The organism is Silvibacterium dinghuense (genome assembly GCF_004123295.1).
GTDB lineage: Bacteria > Acidobacteriota > Terriglobia > Terriglobales > Acidobacteriaceae > Silvibacterium > Silvibacterium dinghuense.
Map to the genome: position 1 here is coordinate 342,946 of NZ_SDMK01000001.1, position 20,030 is coordinate 362,975.

The 20,030-nt window shown below is 64.5% G+C and carries 16 protein-coding genes; 12 read left to right on the top strand and 4 right to left on the bottom strand.

Annotated features, from left to right (window positions below):
- The first annotated feature begins 3 nt into the window (after positions 1 to 3).
- A complete protein-coding gene (locus tag ESZ00_RS01345; RefSeq protein ID WP_129206373.1) occupies positions 4 to 237 on the top strand; it encodes a DUF3565 domain-containing protein in 234 nt (77 codons plus the stop codon).
- Positions 238 to 249: 12 nt separating this feature from the next.
- Positions 250 to 2,070 carry a ribosomal protection-like ABC-F family protein gene (gene abc-f / locus ESZ00_RS01350; protein ID WP_129206374.1) on the top strand — a complete coding sequence of 607 codons (1,821 nt, stop codon included), beginning with the start codon at positions 250 to 252 and terminating at the stop codon, positions 2,068 to 2,070.
- A gap of 3 nt (positions 2,071 to 2,073) precedes the next feature.
- On the opposite strand, the gene ESZ00_RS01355 is transcribed toward abc-f, so the two are convergent.
- Both ESZ00_RS01355 and ESZ00_RS01360 read right to left on the bottom strand, forming a co-directional pair.
- Positions 2,074 to 2,508, bottom strand: a complete 435-nt coding sequence (locus ESZ00_RS01355) for a DUF6526 family protein (protein ID WP_129206375.1) — start codon at positions 2,506 to 2,508, stop codon at positions 2,074 to 2,076.
- Between the two features lie 249 nt (positions 2,509 to 2,757).
- Positions 2,758 to 3,711: a hypothetical protein gene (locus ESZ00_RS01360; protein ID WP_129206376.1), complete on the bottom strand. Its 954-nt coding sequence runs from the start codon at positions 3,709 to 3,711 to the stop codon at positions 2,758 to 2,760.
- 264 nt (positions 3,712 to 3,975) lie between these two features.
- Between ESZ00_RS01360 and ESZ00_RS01365 the strand changes: the two genes are divergently transcribed.
- Genes ESZ00_RS01365 through ESZ00_RS01385 form a run of 5 tightly spaced genes read left to right on the top strand, consistent with a single transcriptional unit; the run spans position 3,976 to position 9,595 of the window.
- Complete coding sequence (locus ESZ00_RS01365; RefSeq protein ID WP_129206377.1) at positions 3,976 to 4,983, top strand: hypothetical protein; 1,008 nt, start codon at positions 3,976 to 3,978, stop codon at positions 4,981 to 4,983.
- Positions 4,984 to 4,995: 12 nt separating this feature from the next.
- Complete coding sequence (locus tag ESZ00_RS01370) at positions 4,996 to 5,955, top strand: DUF4129 domain-containing protein (protein WP_229741078.1); 960 nt, start codon at positions 4,996 to 4,998, stop codon at positions 5,953 to 5,955.
- Positions 5,952 to 7,157, top strand: a complete 1,206-nt coding sequence (locus ESZ00_RS01375) for a DUF4350 domain-containing protein (RefSeq protein WP_129206379.1) — start codon at positions 5,952 to 5,954, stop codon at positions 7,155 to 7,157. Before ESZ00_RS01370 ends, ESZ00_RS01375 begins: the two co-directional genes overlap by 4 nt.
- A 10-nt stretch (positions 7,158 to 7,167) precedes the next feature.
- Positions 7,168 to 8,151, top strand: a complete 984-nt coding sequence (locus tag ESZ00_RS01380; protein ID WP_229740877.1) for an AAA family ATPase — start codon at positions 7,168 to 7,170, stop codon at positions 8,149 to 8,151.
- Positions 8,152 to 8,161: 10 nt separating this feature from the next.
- Positions 8,162 to 9,595, top strand: coding sequence for a DUF58 domain-containing protein (locus tag ESZ00_RS01385; protein WP_229740878.1), 1,434 nt, complete (start codon positions 8,162 to 8,164; stop codon positions 9,593 to 9,595).
- Between the two features lie 8 nt (positions 9,596 to 9,603).
- On the opposite strand, the gene ESZ00_RS01390 is transcribed toward ESZ00_RS01385, so the two are convergent.
- Both ESZ00_RS01390 and ESZ00_RS01395 read right to left on the bottom strand, forming a co-directional pair.
- A complete protein-coding gene (locus ESZ00_RS01390) occupies positions 9,604 to 11,283 on the bottom strand; it encodes a hypothetical protein (protein ID WP_129206380.1) in 1,680 nt (559 codons plus the stop codon).
- Between the two features lie 39 nt (positions 11,284 to 11,322).
- Entirely contained in the window at positions 11,323 to 12,102 is a 780-nt protein-coding gene (locus ESZ00_RS01395; protein WP_129206381.1) for an ABC transporter ATP-binding protein, read from the bottom strand.
- 68 nt (positions 12,103 to 12,170) lie between these two features.
- Here ESZ00_RS01395 and ESZ00_RS01400 point away from each other — a divergent pair, with 68 nt between their 5' ends.
- From ESZ00_RS01400 to ESZ00_RS01420, 5 genes are all read left to right on the top strand, one after another.
- The gene (locus ESZ00_RS01400; RefSeq protein WP_129206382.1) at positions 12,171 to 12,503 is read left to right on the top strand and encodes a PadR family transcriptional regulator; all 333 of its coding nucleotides are present in this window, start codon (positions 12,171 to 12,173) and stop codon (positions 12,501 to 12,503) included.
- Positions 12,504 to 12,520: 17 nt separating this feature from the next.
- A complete protein-coding gene (locus tag ESZ00_RS01405; protein ID WP_129206383.1) occupies positions 12,521 to 13,951 on the top strand; it encodes a hypothetical protein in 1,431 nt (476 codons plus the stop codon).
- 40 nt (positions 13,952 to 13,991) lie between these two features.
- Positions 13,992 to 15,149 carry a cysteine desulfurase family protein gene (locus ESZ00_RS01410; protein ID WP_129206384.1) on the top strand — a complete coding sequence of 386 codons (1,158 nt, stop codon included), beginning with the start codon at positions 13,992 to 13,994 and terminating at the stop codon, positions 15,147 to 15,149.
- 64 nt (positions 15,150 to 15,213) lie between these two features.
- Positions 15,214 to 17,367 (top strand): tetratricopeptide repeat protein, encoded by a 2,154-nt coding sequence (locus tag ESZ00_RS01415; protein WP_129206385.1) that lies wholly within the window; start codon positions 15,214 to 15,216, stop codon positions 17,365 to 17,367.
- A gap of 57 nt (positions 17,368 to 17,424) precedes the next feature.
- Entirely contained in the window at positions 17,425 to 19,980 is a 2,556-nt protein-coding gene (locus tag ESZ00_RS01420; protein ID WP_129206386.1) for an ABC transporter permease, read from the top strand.
- The last annotated feature ends 50 nt before the right edge of the window (positions 19,981 to 20,030 follow it).

A 20,030-nucleotide genomic window follows, 5' to 3' on the forward strand; every position in this document is an offset into this window, starting at 1 on the left:
CCCATGCCCGCCTCTACTCAGCCAGGAAAACCGCAACCCATCCATGGCTTCCACCAGGACGAACACGGAGACTGGGTCGCCGAGCTGGCCTGCGGCCACGGCCAGCATGTGCGTCATCGCCCGCCATGGGAGCTGCGCCCCTGGGTTAGCACAGAAGAAGGACGCCACGCCCAGCTCGGCCTCATCCTCTACTGTGTACGCTGCCTCGAGCCGGAAGACTCGCCTTCAACCAAGTAAAATCAGAAGTGCTTGCTGATTCTCAACGCACAATCCATCTCCAAGTCCTTCGGAGCGACCACGCTCTTCCGCGATGTCTCGTTCACCGTCAACGACGGCGACCGCATCGGACTCATCGGCCCCAACGGCAGCGGCAAATCGACGCTACTCAAGATGCTCGCCGGGGAGATCGACACCGACGATGGTGAGGTCACCACGCGCAAAGGCATGCGCATGGCGTATGTCGCGCAGGACTCGCACTTCCCTGAAGGGTCGACCGTCCGCAAGGTCTTCGAGGCCGCGCTCGAACGCGCCCGCGTGCCTGCCGACGAGCACGATACCCGTATCCACTCCATCTTTGGCCTCACCGGCTTCAACAGCCTCGACGATGACGCAGCGACTTTCTCCGGTGGATGGCGCAAGCGGATGGCCATCGCCGAAGCACTCGTGCAACAGCCCGATCTCATTCTCCTCGACGAACCGACGAATCACCTCGACTTCGCCGGCATCGAGTGGCTCGAATCTCTGCTGACGCAGGGCTCCTTCGCCACCGTCGTCATCAGCCACGACCGCTACTTCCTCGAGAATGTCGCCACGCAGATGGCCGAGCTCAACCGTGCCTATCCCAACGGCATGCTGCGCGCAAAGGGCACCTACAGCGACTTTCTCGAAGCCAAGGAAGAGTTCCTGCACGCGCAGCAGCGCCATCAGGAGGCGCTCGAAAACCGCGTCCGGGTCGAAAAGGAATGGTTGCGGCGCGGCCCGAAAGCCCGCGCTACCAAGGCCAAGGCACGCATCGACAACGCCAATCGCCTCATCGCCGAGCTTGCCGACCTCAGCAATCGCAGCAAGGTCTCGAATGCGAGTTTCGACTTCGCGTCTACAGGCCGGCAAACCAAGAGACTGATTGAACTCGACGACCTGACCTATGCCTATGATGAGCGCGTCCTCTTCCGCAGTCTCAACTTCCACCTGATGTCCGGCATGCGCGTCGGACTCGTCGGTCCCAACGGCAGCGGCAAAACTACGCTGCTGCGCCTGCTCACCGGCGACCTCGAACCGACCTCGGGTGAAATCAAGCGCGCCAACATGCTCCGCTTTACTTACTTCGAGCAGAACCGCACTCTCAACGGTGACCAGACGCTGCGCCGCGCCCTCGCACCCGACAGCGACTCCATCGTCTATCAGGACCGCATCGTGCACGTCGCATCCTGGGCCGCGCGTTTTCTCTTTACCGGCGAGCAGCTCAATCAGCCCGTCTCGCGCCTTTCCGGCGGCGAGCGCGCCCGCGTGCTCATTGCGCAGCTCATGCTGCAGCCTGCCGACGTCCTCGTGCTCGACGAGCCGACAAACGATCTCGATATCCCCACCCTTGAGATTCTCGAAGAGACGCTGCTCGACTATCCCGGCTCGCTGGTGCTTGTCACCCACGACCGCTACATGCTCGACCGCATCGCCAACGTCGTCATCGGCCTCGATGGGGAAGGCAACGCCGGAGCCTTCGCCGATTACGCGCAGTGGGAGGCATGGCTCGCTGAACGAGAACAGGCCCGCGAGCAGGCGAAGAAGCTTGAAAAAGCTGCACCTGTGAAGGAAACCCCAGCTACAAGCGAAGCCGCACCCGCGAAGAAGAAAAAACTCTCTTACATGGAAGAGCGCGAGTGGTCGACGATCGAAGAGCGCATCGCCGAGGCCGAGTCAAAGCTCCAGGCTCACCAGTCCGCGCTCGAAGATCCCGCGGTCGTCACCGATGCGACGCGCCTGCAAACGGAACTGTCCGCAGTCGCGGAAGCACAGGCACAGGTAGACCAGCTTTACGCCCGCTGGAGCGAGCTCGAAGAAAAACGCGGATAAAAGCTACAACCGCCAGTCGTCCGGCCGCCAGTTCTGGATCGCCTGCTTGATCTGCTTGCGGTCCAGCTTCTCGTTCATCGCCCGCGCGGCCAGCGCGGGCAGTTCCGCATCCGAGGCAAAACGCAGGCCGATCAGCTGATCGACACTCAGTTCCGGAATCCGCGCCTTCAGCGGCTCCGGCAGCAGCGCAGCCAGACGCACTCGCTCTTCGAGGCGAATGACACGGTCCTGCACCTTCAGCGGATTGAGGCGGAGCAGCGGCATCAGGACCAGCAGCGCCACAGCCATCACCACCATCCACACGGTCTGAAAGCCCGGATGCCGCACCGCCCAAACCACACACAGAATGAAGTTCGCCAGCAGTACCGGCAATAAGAAGAAATGAATAACCGGCTGAAATTTGGCGTGGTTTGCATAGCCCTGCGGCTGGCTGTTCATGGTTCGTGCTCCCAGGCGATTCTATCGTTTCCTTCTGACACCGGCAGGAGGCGGTACTCAACCAAAAGATGGAAGGAAAAAACCGTCCTCTGGATCAGGACGGTCAGGAGACAGACTTCTACCCTGTAGAAGTCTCAAAATACATAAAACCTCCTGCCCTGGTTCGAGAGAACCAGGGTTTTCTTTCGTCAGGAGGTTTCAGTTCCAACATTGCGTTTCTGCAAAAATCGGCATTCAGACTCCAGCCAGCTACGGCTGCGGTGTCTGAGCCGGCTTCTTGCCAGCCTGAGCATCGCGGGCATCCTGCGCGGCCTGCTGACGTGCCTGCTTCTCGGCCTGCTTGCGCCGATGATGGCGCACGAAATCCGGCCAGAACTCAATGACTTCAGCGCCCACAGCCCCTTCCGCCGTCACCGTAAGGCCACGCTGGAAGGTATCGCCCACAGAGCGCTCCGAGTCCGGATAATACAGATTCGAGATAGCCGAACCCACCAGGTTGCCTGCCACATTCGCGTAATTCGGCCCCCAGCTGCCATTGTCGCGACGGCACCATACCGTGCTCGCAGCGGCCCAGAGAACACGGCTCATCTTGCTGCCCGTCCCCTTCTGGAAGAAGCGCGGATCTTCATGCCACCAGGAGGTAAAAACCGCGTTACCGAAGAAGTTTCCAGTGAAGTAATCGGCATAACTTGCGCCATAACGCTTCGCATAGCCGCCGATTCCGCCCCCATATTCTGTCGGGCTGCCCTCGGCCTGGTCGATAAGCGCTGAAAACACCGTCAAGGTGAAGGGCCAGGGATCAGTCGAGCTCTTGAAGAAGAGCTGGAATTTCTGCCCCGCAGTCAGTGAAACGGCATCGCGATTCGACGTGGTGTTGAAGGTGGCCATCACCCCCATCACCCGTTGCTGTTCCTGCTTCTTGAGCTGCTCCTCAGCCGCTTCCCGCTTCTGCTGATCTGTCAGCTGTCCCTGCGTCTGCTGGCCGGTCGCGGCATCAGCCGGGGTCTGATTCTGGGTCGAGGAGGAAGAGGACTGGCCAGGCGCGTCCGGGAGCGCGTTCTCCGGCAGAGGCGCAGAACTGGCTGCCGCATCGTGTCCATCGGTATCAGCGGGCAGGCCGGAGGTCTGGGACCAGCCTTGGGGTAAAAACACGGTGGTCGACAGAGCCAGCGTAAGAGCCGCCAACCGTAAACTATGGTTCAAGCAGAGTACCTCAATCGTGGGCGTGGACAAACGGACGGAATTCCGTCCGCGGGAGGAGCTCCTCCCACCATAGACGACGATCCATGCCGCCGAGACCTAAACGCCGGTCAAATTCTGACGATTTCTTTTGCCACGCGAAAAGGCCTGCGGTCCAGGCAATCCTCCCACGGCGTCAGCCATGAATAGTGTATCGAAAACGCTCCCCATTCCGCCGGGAAACGCTTGCGGACCCGTGCTACGATCAGGCAACACACAAGGGACCCCATGGCCAGCGGCACGGATTGGACTCACTCGGCAAACAGCCCCCACGTTCAGCCCCCACGCGCTCTTACCTATGATCTTCGCCCGCTTTCGACCGGCGAGATCCTCGACCGCACCTTCCAGATCTATCGTTCCCGCTTCTCGCTTTTCGCTGGGCTTGCGGCGATCGCGGCAGGCACCAGCGTAGCCATGCAGATTATCCAGCTCCTGGTGAGCGCCCACAATGGCACGGCCGCTCACCCGGGCCCCGCACTCTACCGCTCGCAAATCACGAATGGCGTAATCACCCTGCTCGCCAGCGTGATTTCGCTTGTGGTCTACGGCGTCGTGCAGGCTGCCACCACCTCGGCAGTATCCTCCCTCTACCTCGGCGAGGCCACTTCGACCGGCACTGCCTTCGCCAGGGCCCGGGAGCACTGGCTCCGCTACGTCGTCATCGTCCTCCGTCAGGTTCTCACCGGCTTCTGGCCTTTCCTTGGATTGGTGGTCGCGGCGTTTGTCGTGCAGGGCGTCGGCCATCGCTCGGCCAGCTCGCTGGTAATCTCCGGCTTTATCTTCTTTGCCGCCTTCCTCTCTCTCATTTATTGCCTCTGGGCCTACATTCGCGTCTCGCTCGCTGTGCCCGCTTCCATCGTCGAGTCGCTCCGCGTCGGCGCTGCCCTGAAGCGCAGCCGCAAATTGCTGGTCGATCGCAAAGTCCGCGTCTTTCTCGTCCTGCTCTTCCTCGGTGTCCTCTATATAGTGATCGGCGCCATCCAGACGCCGCTCGCCATCCTAGCCCTGCGCTCACGCGGAAGCCAGGCCTTCCTGATCCACACCATCACGCTCACCCTCAGCTTCATCTCCGGCACGCTCATCGGCCCCATCGGCGCCATCGCCCTTTGCCTGCTCTATATTGATGAGCGCGTCCGTCGCGAAGGCTTCGATATCGAGTGGATGATGGGCCGCATCGCTCCGCCAGCCCCCGGCACGATCCCGCAATCCGCTCCGGAAGGCACCCAGCCCTTCTGATCCCCTGCCGTGATGCCGCGCCTCCGCTCAGCAGTCCGTCCATTTCCGCTCGCCGTGGCCATCCTTGCCACACCGCTCAGCAGCCACGCTCTGGCCGCGGCGACGCTGTCCGCTTACACCATGCATCTCGGCACACTCCGCAGCCTTGTCGAGGCCTGCCGGCAATCGCCCGCCCAGTGCGATCCGGACAAGGTCGGCAGCGACGAGCAGGTCTCTGGAGCCTCAGTCAGCTTCGACGCGCACTATGAGTGGCTCCGCGATACCCTCCACAAAGCCCACGACCCCTCGCTCAAAGACCGCGCCACGCTCCTTGACGACGCGGCACGCCATCTCGACGAGGATCTCCGCGATGCCGGTATCGCCGCGCCAGCGAAACTTCCCTCGCAGGCCGTCCAGCGACGAGACGCCATCCTCGCCCGCCCGGAATATGTCACCGTCACCCAGGTTTCCATCTGGGATCGCATCTTTGCCCGACTCTACTCCTGGCTTGACCGTCTCTTCGGCAACGTAGCCGGCTTCGGCCGCCGCTCCCCATGGATCGGACCGCTCATGGAGTGGTCGCTCATCGTCCTTGCTCTCACCGGCCTCACGCTCTGGGCCATGCGCGTCTTCCGCCGTCAACGTCTCCGCCTCGCGGCAGAACCTGGCCGAGCCATGGAGCCAGCCGAAGATGCCTCCCGCAACTGGCGCGAGCTTGCCGCCCGCCACGCCGAAGCGCATGAATGGCGCGACGCCATCCACTGTCTCTACTGGGCCAGCATCGTCCTGCTCGAAGGCCGCCGCATGTGGGCACCCAGCCGCTCCCGCACCCCCCGCGAGTATGTGCGCCTCGTCGAGCCCGGCTCTGCCCGCCGCACGCTGCTCGAACAACAGACCCGCGCCTTCGAGCGCATCTGGTACGGCCTCGAAACCGCTGCTCCCGGCGATTACCAGCAGGCTCTCCATCTGCATGAGGAGCTGCGCGCCGCATGAATCTTCGCTCGCCGGGCCGCGATGCCCGCATCCTCCTCGGTATCACCGGCTTCGCTCTGGCCATCATTGCCGTCGGCGCCTTCTTTGCACCCGCACGCATCGACAACAATCCGACACCCTCGATCGACAACAGCGGATCGGCCGGCGCCAAGGCTGCCTATACGCTGCTTGGCCAGCTTGGTTATCATGTGCAGCGATTTGACGAGCCCGCAGCCGCGCTCGACCGCCTGCCTGCCGATCACACCACGCTCATCCTTGCCGGAGCCGGTCTCTACGACTACCGCACCGACAAGGATCACCTCACCGCCTTCCTGAACCGTGGCGGACATATTCTCGCCGCCGGCATGACCAGCGGAGCCATGCTCCCCGGCTCCAGCCAGCGCCCCGCCTCGCGCCTCTACACCGCGCTTTGCGAGACGGTTCCTCAGGGTCTCAGCCCGCAGGCTCGCGCCGGCCGCCTCCAGCTCCCCATTGAAATGAGCTGGGACACCATCGACGCCGTCGCTATCGTCGACCAGGCCTGCGGCACCGATCCCGTCGTCGTGCACTATCCCATGCAGAGCGGCGAAGCCATCTGGTGGACCTCGCCTTACCCGCTCACCAACCGTGGTCTGCAGAATGACGCCAACCTCCGTCTGCTGCTCGCCGCCGTCGGCGCGCCCGGCGGCACCGTCCTCTTCGACGAATACATCCACGGCGCGCGCGAAGACTTGTGGGATACCGCCGCTGGCACGCCCGTTGTGCCCATGGGATGGCAGCTCGCCGCTGTCGGACTGCTGCTCGTCTTCAGCTATGGCCGCCGCAACGGACCGCTGCGTACACCCATCCGCGTGCAGCGCACTTCGCCCCTCGAATTCGTACACTCCATGGGTGATCTCTACCGCAAGGCCGGAGCGGTCACTGTCGCCGCATCCGCAGCCGAGCGCCGCCTGCTGCATTTCCTCGAAGCCCAGGGAGGCATTCCTCGCGCGACCCTGCAGGCCTCGCCCGGGACTATCGCGGCAGCTGTGGCCGAACGCTTCCGCACCGCACCTGCCAGTCTTGCCGAAGATATCACCGCGCTCCGCAATGCCGAGCAATCCAATCTAAGTCCGAAAAGCGCCCTCGCACTCATCCGCCGCATCGACCACCACATTGCCGCGCTGTCTGCCGCCATCACCGCAGGCCAGCCGTCAGCCGCAAGCTCCGCAGACCGCCGTTAAGGATAAGACCGTGAACGAAACCATCTCCGAACTCACCGGAACCGAAGCAAACGACTATCGCCCCACGCAAGCTCTCTTCGCCCGCGGCCGCGACCAGCTGGGCCGCATCATCGCCGGCCAGTCCGAGATGATCGACCAGGCTATCCTCACGCTGCTCTGCGGCGGCCACGCGCTCATCGAAGGCGTGCCCGGTGTGGCAAAAACGCTTACCGTGAAGACACTCGCCCGCTTCCTCGCCCTCGATTTTCGCCGCGTGCAGGGCACTCCCGACATGATGCCCGCCGACATCCTCGGCACCAGCGTCTTCTCGCTCAAAACCAGTGAGTTCACCTTCCATCGCGGCCCCGTCTTCACTCAATTCCTGCTCACCGACGAGATCAACCGCATGCCGCCGCGCACCCAGGCCGCGCTGCTCGAGAGCATGGAAGAGCGCCAGGTAACGATGGACGGTGAGACGCATCCGCTCGATCCCTACTTCACGGTCTTCGCCACGCAGAACCCGCTCGAATTCGAAGGCACCTATCCATTACCCGAGGCGCAACTCGACCGATTCCTGCTCAAAATCCGCGTCGGCTATCCCTCGGCTGACGAAGAGCGCGCCATCCTCGAACGCCATCTCGCCGCGACCGCGCTCGACCAGTTCCCCATCGAGCCCATCGCACCGGAAGAACTGGCTGCCGCGCGCGCCGAAGTCCGCTCCATCCGCATCGAGCCTGCCGTGCTCGATTACCTGCTCGCCGTCATCCGCCGCACCCGCGAGTGGCCGTCGATCTCGCTCGGAGCCAGCCCCCGCGCCGCCGCCGCGCTGTTGCTCGTCGCCCGCGCCTGCGCCGCCCGCGAAGGCCGCGCCTACCTGCTGCCCGACGATGTGAAGGAAGCGGCCATCCCCTGCCTGCGCCATCGCCTCATCCTCAAGCCCGAAGTCGAGCTCGAAGGCTTCGATCCCGATCGCGTCATCGCCGACCTGCTCGCCGCCATTCCCTTACCACGTTAAGCATTTCCCCATGATCCAGACGCTCGTTCCACCGCCGATTGAAGCACCCGCCAAACCGCATGGCCCGCTCAAAGGCCGCCTCGGATGGGCGCTCACCCCGCGCGCGCTCACGCTCCTCGTTGCCGGATGCCTTCTCGCCGTCCCCGCTTTCTTTCATCCGCGCTGGATCGTCGCCATGCTCGTCTGGGATGCGCTGGTGCTCGCACTCGCCATGCTCGACGCCATACTGCTTCCCACGCCTGCCGCGATCACCGCAGGCCGCCGCTTCGATGAGTCGCCCGTCCTCGGCCAGTCCACGCGCATCACGCTCTCGGTCACGCACACGGCGCCACGCATTCTCGAAGTCCGTCTGACCGACGCACTGCACCCCTATCTCGATCCACTGCCAGCAACGCATACGCTGCAGGCCTTCCCGCGCGATCCCGCGCAGACCAGCTTCACCGTCACCCCCAACACTCGCGGCGACATCGCCCTTGGACAGCTCTTCCTGCGCTATCGCGGCACGCTGCAGCTCGCCGAACGCTGGGCCGTAGCGAATCTCGAGCAGAAGATCCGCGTCTATCCGCCCCTTGAGCGTTCGCCCGAGAATTCGGCACTATATCTGTTACGAATCCGCCAGATCGCGCTCCAGAAGCGCCGCCTGCACCTGCGCGGCATAGGCCGCGAGTTCGAGAGCCTGCGCGAATACCAGCGCGGCGACGAGCTGCGCAACGTCTCCTGGACCGCTACCGCCCGCCGCGCCAAGGTGATCACCCGCGAGTTCACCACCGAGCGCAGCCAGCAGGTCTGGATCGTCCTCGATGCAGGCCGTCTTTCGCGCACCGCCTTCGAGCTTCGCACGAAGGCCGCACAAACCTCGGAAGAGTCCTCGACTCTCCAGCTCACCCAGCTGGACCAGGCGTCGGGCGCAGCCGTCGCCCTCGCCCAGACTGTCATGCAGGCCGGCGATAAGGCTGCTCTGCTCGTCTACGGACGCAGCATCCAGCAACAGCTGCCGCCTGCATCCGGTCCGGCGCATCTGCGCCAGTTCATCGATTCCCTCGCCCAGATCCGGCCCGAATCCGCCGAGGCTGCGCACCTCGCCGCCGCCGCTCGCCTCAAGCACTTGCAGCGCCGTCGCAGTCTGGTCCTGTGGATCACCGAACTCGCCGACACCGCCCGCCGTCCCGAGGTCGTCGACGCGGCAGCCGATCTCGCCCGGCGTCATCTCGTACTGCTGATCCTGCTCATCCACCCCGAGCTCGACACGCTCGCCCGCCGCGAACCGAATTCGGTCGAAGAGATGTTCCACTCTGCTGCTGCCGTCGAAGTGCCCGAGCGCCGCCGCGAGCTCATCGTCCGCCTGCGCGCGCAAGGCGTGCTGGTCGTCGAAACCACCGCCGGATCGGTGCAGTCCGACGCCATCAACGAGTATCTTGAGATCAAAGCACGAGGTTTGATCTAGAGCCTGCATTAATAGCGCAGTCCCAGCCGCTGCGGAAATGCCTCGGCATCTTCATCGATCTCCGGCTCGCGCATCCACGCGTCGAATCGCCGCCGGTCCAACCGGCGCATCACCGTGTGCACAAACGCAAATGCAACCGCGACGGTGACAATTCTTGCCCAACCAGTTCCCATCCAATCCTCGATCGCAAGAGAAGCCGCAACCAACGCCGGCAACAGCCCCATATACAGCGCGATCACCCACGCAATGCGCGTGGGCGGAGGCGCAGCCGAGTTCTGGAACGGCAGTGTCCTCATCCCGAACCAGAAGCTATCCGCCAGCAGCAGGCTCAAACCCACCGCCATGACTGCCTGCGAGACAATGCCCGCCAGCGACCGTAATCCCACGTCGCCCAGCAACGCAGCTGCCGCAACCGCCATACTCGCGGCCATCGTTGCAGTCAAAGCCCATTGCCGCGCGGGCTCCAGCATCGCCCACTGCGGTCGCCCGAGGACGCGGAAAGCCCATCCAGGGCGCCGGTCGCCAGGCGCAAGAAAGAGCGCACGCAGCCCCGCCGCAACCCAGAAGGACGCGACGATCACCGCTGCACGCAATCCCTCGGGTGAGAGCAGCACCTGTACACCATCCGCCTTCACCGCGAAGCGCACCGCGCAGCCGGCCAGCAGCGCGAGCCCAAGCCCTCCATACATGGCCAGGTACGTCCGATAGCGCGGCACCCGCGCCAGCGTCTGCGAAACAAAGCCCCAGATCCCACGCGCAACCGGCCGCGGCAGCAATTGGACTACCTGCAGCGAGCCGCCCCTGCGCCGCGCGCTCCGCACGCCTGATCCCTCGGCCAGTTCACGCACTCGCCGCCGGTAGGCCAGCGGATACACGGCAGCCGCAACGACCATAACCAAGACTGTCCCCACGCAGCCCCGCACCGCCAGTTGCCCATATACAGGGGCTGCGCCATTGCCCTCCATCAATCTCTGGTAGAGCCCGAGGAACCACATCGGCGGCATCCATCCTGCCCACATCACCCGCTCCGTCAGCACGCCCTTCAGAGCGTCGCTCACTGCGGGAGCGGTCAGCAGCAGCGTGAAGAGCCCTGTTCCCAGCACCGCCTGCATCGCAAGCGCAAGCCGCGCATACATCCGGCCGCCAAGCATCGCCAGTAACAGTCCCTGCATGGCGAGCACCAGCAATGCAGCGAAGGCTCCGCTTATCGCCACCGAGAGCAGATGCGCCAGCAGAAATCGCCCGAGGTGCGGCGGATCAGTCGCCTCAGGCAGCACCAGCGACGCAAGAAAATTGGCATCGAAGAGCGCCGCACCAAGAAACACCGCAATGGCCGCGATGCGCGCCCGGAAGAGAAGACCTCCGCGCACAGGCAGCGAGCCCAGCGCATACACATCCAGATGGTCAGGGAAGAAAAAATCCCATGCGAAGAGCGTCATCAGCCCCATCGCCACAAAGGAATACACCACATAGAACCAGTGATCGCCCACCTGCGACCAGTATGCGCGATGGCCGCGCGGCGGGTGATACACCGGGTATAGATACAGCGCCATCACAAATCCCGGCAGCCCGGCTGCGCATGCCGCCTGCACCATGCGCAGCTTCGCGTCGCCGCTCGCAGAAGCCAGTTCGTTGTTCCACAGCCGTTCGAGAAAGTGCCGGACTAATACTCCGAACAATCGCTGCACATTTTTCTTCTCGCCCTGTTCCCCCACACCGATCATCGGTCAGCCTCGCACCGCGGCAACCACCTGTCGCGCTACTTCTACTGTGTCCTCGCCCTCAACCAGCCGCGCAAAGGCATCCTCAAACTCCACATCTCCGGTCAGCGCCCGTACTTCCGCAGGTGAGGCATCGGCCACCACGCGCCCCTTCGTGATAACCACCACCCTGTCGCACACCTGCTCCACCACCTCGAGCACGTGCGAGATGTAAAGCACAGCCTTGCCCTGCCCGCCCAGCTCGCGCAGCAGGTTGCGGAAGAGACGCGCCGTGGTCGCATCGAGGCCCGACAAGGGCTCATCGAAGATCAGCAATGATGGATCGTGCAGCAGCGCAGCGGCAATCAACACACGCTGCTTCATGCCTTTCGAGTAAAGCCCGATGGGGGAATGCCGCCAGTCTGTCAATCCGAGCAGGGAGAGCAACCGCTCCGCGCGAAATGCTATCTGCGCTTCGGACATGCTCCGCAGCCGCCCCGCAAGCTCCAGATACTCCATCCCTGAGAGGTAGGTGTAGACATGCGCCTCCTCCGGCACATAACCCAGCGCCGCGCGAAAGCCCGTCATGTCTTCGCGGATATTCCAGCCGCAATAGAGCACCCGGCCATCGTCCGGCTGCAACAAGCCAGTGATGATCTTCACCGTCGTCGACTTGCCCGAGCCATTCGCGCCCAGGTATCCGACCACCTCACCCGCCCCCACGCGAAAGCTCACCTCGCGGATCGCCGGAATACCGCGATAGCTCCGTGAAACCCTGTCCAGTTCCAGAACCGGTGCTTCCCTCATGGCTACCCTATGTAGCACTCTACCTAAACACAAGTCAACAGAATGCTACATAGGGTACAATCCCTGCCATGCCGGCCGAGCCAAAAGACAAGACAGACCCGCGGCTCTCTCACACTGCCGCTCTCATCCTGCAATCCATCCACACCGGCCAGATTTACGGCTTCAGCGTGATGGAGCAGACCGGCCTGCCCAGCGGCACTGTTTACCCGGCCCTGCGCCGCCTCGAGCGCGATGGCCTTATCGCCTCCAAGTGGGAGGCGCAGTCGATTGCCGACCGCGAGCAGCGCCCACCCCGCAAGTACTACCGCCTGACTCGCGAGGGCCTCACCGCGCTCGAGAACGTCCTCAAACGCTATCCGCTGATCGAGAAACTCATCCCCACACCCGCGAGCAACGCATGAAGCCCCGCAGGCAGAGCATGACATGCAGCAGCCTGCTCGCCCGAACCCTGCTGCGCGCAGTCTCGTGGCTGGTTCCTGCGCCGGATCGCGCGGACTGGCACGCCGAGTGGTCAGCCGAGCTCTGGCATGTGACTCGCAGTCCCAATTCCGACACTGAGACCGGCACCACCCCGCTCGCCTTCGTCCGCGGAGCCATCCCCGATGCTCTCTGCCTGCGCCGCGAAACCCCACCTTCCGCCGAAGAACCTAGTCCGCGTGCCAGTGCCGGCCCGCGCCGCTGCCTTGCCGCACTGGCGCTCTGTGGCGGCTTCCTCCTGGTGCTGGCACTGGCTCTTCCCGGATCGCGCCACGCCCTTCTGCCCCAGCCCGTAGCCGACGACATCGTGCTCATCACTCGCAACGGCGTCGCGCAGGTCAATCGCCCCGCTATCTCTTTTTCCGACTATCAGGACTGGCGCATCTCCGCCCGCCACCTTTACAGCGGACTCGCCTTTTACCAGTTCCAGCAGCACCGGCTTCACCTTGCACCGCATCAGGCAGTCGAAGCCACCGTGGTCCGCGCCTCCCGTAATCTCTTCGATTTGCTCGGCATGCAGCCGCAGTGGCTCCCGGCATCGGCCGAGCCCGGCCAGCCTAAGCTCTTCATCAGCCGCCGGCTGTGGAAGCAGTCCATTCACAACGCATCCCAGGCCTACGCCGAGATCGCCGGACGTCGCATCTCCCTATCCGGCATCCTGCCCGACAATCAGTGGCAGCTCCCCGGACAGCCCGACGCATGGCTTCTCGTGGATGACTCCAGCCTCGCCGCCACGCCGGCGTTCGCACGCGGTTTTATCGTCGCCCGCATTCAGCCGAATGCCTTCCCTTCGTCGCATCGCGTCATGATCACCAGCGACGGCATCCGCTACCCCTGCCTCTCGCTGGCCGATATTGCCCACCGCCCGGCATCGATCTTCCGCCTCGCGCTGCTGCTCGCTGCCATCGCCGTGCCGGCAACGCTGCCCATTCCCCTCGGGGGCACAACCCAGCGCACCCGGCGCCTGAAACTTCGCCTGCGCGCCTGGCTCTTTTTTGCGGCCAAGATCATTCTCATTCTTCCTCTGGTCTACGCCGCCTCGATGCTTGCCGCTTACGGCGTCTTCCCGCACGAAAGCTCCGCACTCTATCTCCAGCTTGCCGTTGCCTTCTTCGGCCTGCTCTTTCTCTTCCGCTGGGCCTGGCAGGATCAGCGCTGCCGCTGCCCGGAATGCCTCGGCCGCCTCACCCATCCGGCACGCGTCGGCCTCGCCTCGCGCAGCTTTCTTGCCTGGAGCGGCACCGAGCTCATCTGCGCCTCCGGCCATGGCCTGCTGCACATCCCCGCACTGCCCACCAGCTGGTTCTCCCGCCCGCGCTGGCTGGTTCTCGATCCCTCGTGGAAACCCCTCTTTGCCTCACCGCTCCCCTGAGGCCCCACCGATCGCTGCACTTCGCCGTAAAATACCTTTCATGCAACGCATTTATCTGGACGCCAATGCCACCACGCCTCTGGTTCCCGAGGTGCTGGACGCGATGCGTCCCTGGCTGCTCGAAAGCTTCGGCAACGCCTCTTCGGTTCATCACTACGGCCAGCAGGCCCGTGCCGCGGTCGAAAAGGCGCGTACCCAGGCCGCCGCCCTGCTCCACTGCCGCGAGGCCGAAATTGTCTTCACCTCCGGCGGCACCGAGAGCGACAACATGGCCCTCTTCGGCCTGCTCACGCCCGGCGATCACCTCATCACCTCGGCCATCGAGCACCATGCCGTGCTCCATGCCGCCGAGCGCCTGCGCGACCGTGGCGTCGAGGTCAGCTTCCTCACCACATCCGCCGCAGGCATCATCGATCCCGCCGAGGTCCGCGCCGCGCTGCGCCCCAGCACCAAGCTCATCAGCGTGATGATGGCCAACAATGAGACCGGCATCATTCAGCCGGTCGAAGAGATCGGCCGCATCGCCCACGAGGCCGACGTCTGGTTCCACACCGACGCCGTGCAGGCCGCCGGCAAGCTCAAGCTCGACGTCGACGCCATCGGCTGTGACCTGCTCAGCCTCTCCGGCCACAAGATGCACGCCCCGCAAGGCACCGGCATCCTTTACATCCGCCGCAACACGCGCCTCGAACCGCTCTTCTTCGGCGGATCGCACGAGCGTCAGCGCCGCGCCGGGACGGAGAACGTCGCCGGCATCGTCGGCCTGGGCCGCGCCGCCGAGCTGGCTGCGGAAGCCATTGCCTCCGGCAAGCTCGACCGCGTTGCAGCGCTGCGCAACCGTTTCGAGCAGGGCATCCTCAGCCGCGTTCCCGGCACCGCCGTCAACGGCGACGGCCCGCGCGTGCCCAACACTTCGAGCCTGTATTTTGGCGACGTCGAAGGCGAGGCGCTGGTCATTGCGCTCGATATGAAGGGCATTGCTGTCTCCGGAGGCTCGGCCTGCCAGTCCGGCGCATCGGAGCCCTCGCATGTGCTGGCCGGCATGGGTTACCCCGCCAGCCGCGCCCGTGCCAGTGTCCGCTTTTCACTCTCGAAACTCACCACCGAGGCCGACATCGACACCGCGCTCGCCGTCGTCCCCGAAGCCGTCGAACGCCTGCGCGCCATCGCCCCGGTCAACGCCGGAACCCTCGGCTAACGGCTACGCGCAACAGCAAACCTGAGCCGGCTCTCATGCCGGCTCAAGTTCTTTGGCGCAGCGCATGCCTTGTAGATCCGGCGTGTACGCCACCGTTTCCGAGCCCGCGATGCTCCCACTCTCCCAGCCCTTGCAGGAAGGTCTGCGTCATCACGGAGCCGGCCGCCTTGCCGAGGCCGCTGTCCTCTACCAGCAGGCGCTCGAGTCCAGTCCAGGCGATCCGGAAGCCTTCCTGCTGCTCGGCATCCTCGCCCGGCAGGCGCGCCGCCCGCGGCAGGCCATCGACCTGCTGACGTTTGCTGCCCGGCAGATGCCCGAAGCCGCGCATGTGCACCTGAATATTGCCCGCTCCTGGCTCGATCTCGGCTTCGCTTCCCCACAATCTCTTGAGGAAGCCGAGCGCGCCTGCCGGCGCTCGCTTGCCCTCGATGCGGGCAACGGACAGGCATGGTCCTGCCTGGCCTCCATCGAAAACCGCCGCGGCCATCGGGACGAAGCTCGTGCCGCCTGGATTCAGGCTCTCCGCCTGCCGCGACGCGCCGGCCGGCACGGCCGCACCAGCGGGGCCGGCCGCGCCGCATACTCGATCGGCATCCTCTTTGCCCGCGAGGGCCGTCACGAAGACGCCATTCGCGTCTATCGGAACGGGCTGCGCCACGCCCCCAGCGACGCGCGGCTGCACTTCGCCTGCGCCGCCTCCGCAGCCTCGCTCGGCCGCCGCGACGAGGCCATTTCCTCATATCGCCGCGCCGTCCGGCTTCGCCCCGATTTCCCTGAGGCCTTCCTCAACCTCGGCAACCTGCTCTATGACCGCAACGACTTCCTCGGCTCCGCCCGCTGCTATGCCCGCGCCGTCTCGCTGCGGCCGAACTACGCCAAGGGCTGGTGCAACCTGGGCAATGCGCTCTCGGCGCTTGAGCGCTACAAGGCAGCCACCGCTGCCTACGAACGCTCGCTCTCCCTCGCGCCGGAGACCGTTGCCGCCCGGCACAATCTCGGCAACGCCCTGCTCCACGAGCGCGAATACCGCCGCGCCGAGCAATGTTTCCGCGCCGCTCTCGAAGCCGACGCCACCAGCCCTGAGCATCACAACAGCCTCGGCAACGCCCTGCTCCAGCAACAGCGCACCGCCGATGCCCAGAGCTGTTATCGGCGCGCACTCGAGTTGCGCCCCGACTATGCCACCGCCCACATCAACCTCGCCAATACGCTGCTTTACCAGGGCGAACACGGCTCTGTGACCGGTCCGATGATGGAGCACTATCGCCGCGGCATCGAGCTCGAGCCCACCAACGCCGGCGGCCAGTACAACCTCTCCTTATCCTGCCTCCGCGCCGGGCTTTACGCCGAAGGCTGGCAGCGGCACGAGCACCGCTGGGAGTTCCGCGAACTCCACCAGAGCCGCCGGGATTTCCGCCAGCCGCAATGGCAAGGAGAACCGCTGGCAGGTGCGACCATCCTCCTTTACGCCGAGCAAGGCCTCGGCGACACCCTGCAGTTCATCCGTTATGCGCCGCTGGTCGCCGCTCTCGGCGCTCAGGTGATCCTGGAAGTCCAGCCGCGTCTCCGCCGGCTGCTCACCGGGATGGACGGCATCGCGCAGGTCCTTACCCGCGGCGAGGACCTACCCGCCTTCGACTGGCACTGCCCGCTGATGAGCCTGCCGCTGGCCTTCGGCACCACCCTCGAAACCATCCCTGCCGCCGTGCCCTATCTCCGCCCCGATCCGGCCCTGGTCTCCGCAGCCTGGGAGCGCTGGCCGCGCCGCGATGACCGCATGCGTGTCGGAATCACCTGGGCCGGCAACCCCTCGCACCGCGCCGATCACCAGCGCTCGCTCCCCCTGGCGCTCTTCGCGCCGCTCGGCCACCCTACGCACATCGACTTCTATTCGCTCCAGTATGGGCAAGCCGCCGGCGAGCTCCAGCACGCCCCCTTCCCCATCCACAACGCAAGCTCACAGGACAAGGATCTCGCCGACACCTCCGCCTTCATCTCCACCCTCGACCTGGTGCTCTCCATCGATACCTCGATCGCCCACCTTACGGGTGGACTCGGCAAGCCACTCTGGATTCTTCTGCCTCATCTGGCTGACTGGCGCTGGCTTGAAGGCCGCAGCGATAGCCCCTGGTATCCCACTGCCCGGCTTTTTCGCCAGCCTGTCTCCGGCGATTGGCCCTCAACCGTCGCTGCGCTCTCGGCTGCTCTCGAGAAATAGCCCCGGCGGCGGAACCTGCTGCCAGCCAATTCCGTACAGCTGACAAAGGAACCGCCGATGCAGACTCTCCGACAGGATCTCGCGTACGCGCTGCGGCAGATGCGCCAAGCACCGCTCTTCACCCTCACCGCACTGCTCACGCTGGCTCTGGGCATTGGCGCTACCACTGCGATCTTCTCGCTGATCGACTCTGTCATGCTCAAATCGCTGCCGGTCGTCGATCCCGCCAGCCTCTACCGCATCGGCAGCGGTTCCGACTGCTGCATCGAAGGCGGCCCGCAAGACAACTGGGGGATGTTTTCATACGGTTTCTACCAGCGGCTGAAGGCTTCGGCTCCGGAGTTCTCCGAACTTGCCGCCTTCCAGGCTGGAGGATCGCAGTTCAGCGTCCGCCGCGGAGAAAGCGATCGCGTTGCCAAGCCGCTCCAGGGAGAGTTCGTCAGCGGCAACTACTTCTCCACTTTCGGGATTGGCGCCTTTGCCGGCCGCGCACTCGGCCCCGACGACGATCGCCGCTCGTCTTCTCCTGTAGCCATGCTCAGCTATCGCACCTGGCAGCAGCAGTATGGCTCTGATCCGTCGGTCATCGGCTCTACCTTCATCGTCGACAGCCATCCGGTCACCATCATCGGCATCACCCCACCCGGATTCTTTGGCGAAACCATCCGCACCGATCCCCCCGACCTCTATGTCCCTCTCGAGCAGGAACCGCTCTTCCGCGGAAGCAACTCGCTCAACGGCCATTTCCAGGCCTGGCTGCGCATCATCGGACGCCTGCGCCCAGGCGCCAGCGTGGCTCCGCTTCCGGATCGTTTCACCGCACTGCTCCGTCAGTGGCTCTTGCATGAGAGCGACATGCCCTCGGAATGGATAAGCGGCATTCAGTCCGGCATTTCGCATCAGGTGATTCATATCGTTCCCGCCGGAGCCGGCGTCGGCACCATGCGCGACAACTATGCCGCCAGCCTGCGCATTCTCATCACCGTCTGCGCTCTGGTGCTGCTGATCGCCTGCGCGAACATTGCCAACCTGCTGCTGGCCCGCGGCGCAGCCCGCCGCGCCCAGACTTCGGTGAGGCTGGCTCTCGGTGCATCACGCCGGCGTCTCATCCGGCAGACGCTCACCGAGAGCCTGCTGCTCTCCGTACTCGGTGGGCTTGCCGGACTCGCTGTCGCTTATGCCGGCGTCCGCCTCATCGTCGCGCTGGTCTTCCGCCATGCACATTCGGTCCCCATTGCGGCCACACCCTCGCTGCCCGTGCTCGGCTTCGCCTTCGCGCTCTCGCTCGTGACAGGCGTACTTTTTGGCGTAGCCCCGGCGTGGATCGCGTCCCATGCCGATCCGGCCGAGGCGCTGCGCGGCGTCAATCGCAGCACCCGGGACAGCTCCTCGGCCTCGCAAAAGGTGCTCGTCATAGCCCAGGCAGCGCTCTCCATTGTGTTGCTCGCCGGAGCCGGGCTGCTCACCCGCAGCCTCGCCAACCTCCAGCACCAGGACTTCGGCTACCAGACCGATCACCGCGTCACCATCAGCCTTTCCGCGCCCTGGGCCAGCTATACGCCCGCTCGCATTGACGCTATGTACCGTGATCTGGAGGACCAGCTCGCGCACCTGCCCGGCGTCCGCCGCGCCGCCCTCGCGCAATACACCCCGCTCACCGACAACTGGGGCGAACTCATTATTCGTCAAGGACATCCCATGCCAAACCTCAACGAAGAGGTCGGCTCTTCCTGGGATCACGTCGCTCCCGGCTATCTGGAAACCCTTGGCCAAAGAATCCTGTGCGGCCGCTCCATCTCTGAAGATGACACCGCCACTACCGAGAAGGTCGCCGTCGTCGATGAGACCTTCGTCCATCGCTTCTTCAAGCCCGGAGAAGACCCTATCGGTCAATCTTTCGGTCTTGACCTACCCCAGTACAGCAGCACCTACAAGATCGTCGGTGTCGTGGCCCGTGCCACGTATTCGGACCCCGCCGGGACCGAGCCGCCGCGCCCCATCTTCTTCGTTCCCCTGGCCCAGCGTGTCCACTACGATAACGCGACCATGCAGTCCATCGATGACGAGACCCACTACATCGAAGGCGCTGTCCTCCAGGTACGAGGCAGCACGGATGGGCTCGAAGCGGAAGTCCGCCACGTCCTTGCCCAGGTCGATCCCAATCTCACCCTGCTCGGCGTTCGGACGCTTGAAGATCAAGTCGACTCAAACTTCGATCAGCAGCGCGTCGTCGCCCAGATGACCGGCTTGTTCGGTATCCTCGCACTGGTCCTTGCCGCCATCGGACTTTATGGCGTGACCGCCTATACCGTCGCACGCCGTACCAGCGAAATCGGCGTCCGCATGGCCCTCGGCGCCGACCGCACCAATATCACCCGCCTCGTACTGCGCGGTGCCTTCACGCACATCCTCATCGGCCTGGCCATCGGCATCCCCATCGCCATCGGATGCTCCAAGCTCATCTCCGCCCAGCTTTTCCATGTCCGGGGATGGGATCCACTCGTCCTCGGCGGTTCGACCCTGGCGCTCGGGCTCTGCGCCCTGGTGGCCAGCATCCTGCCTGCCCGCCGGGCAGCCTCGATCGACCCGGTCCGGGCACTGCGCATGGAATGATCTAAAGCGCACTTCCGGATCTGGTTGTGTAGCGCCTGATTGCGCGATAC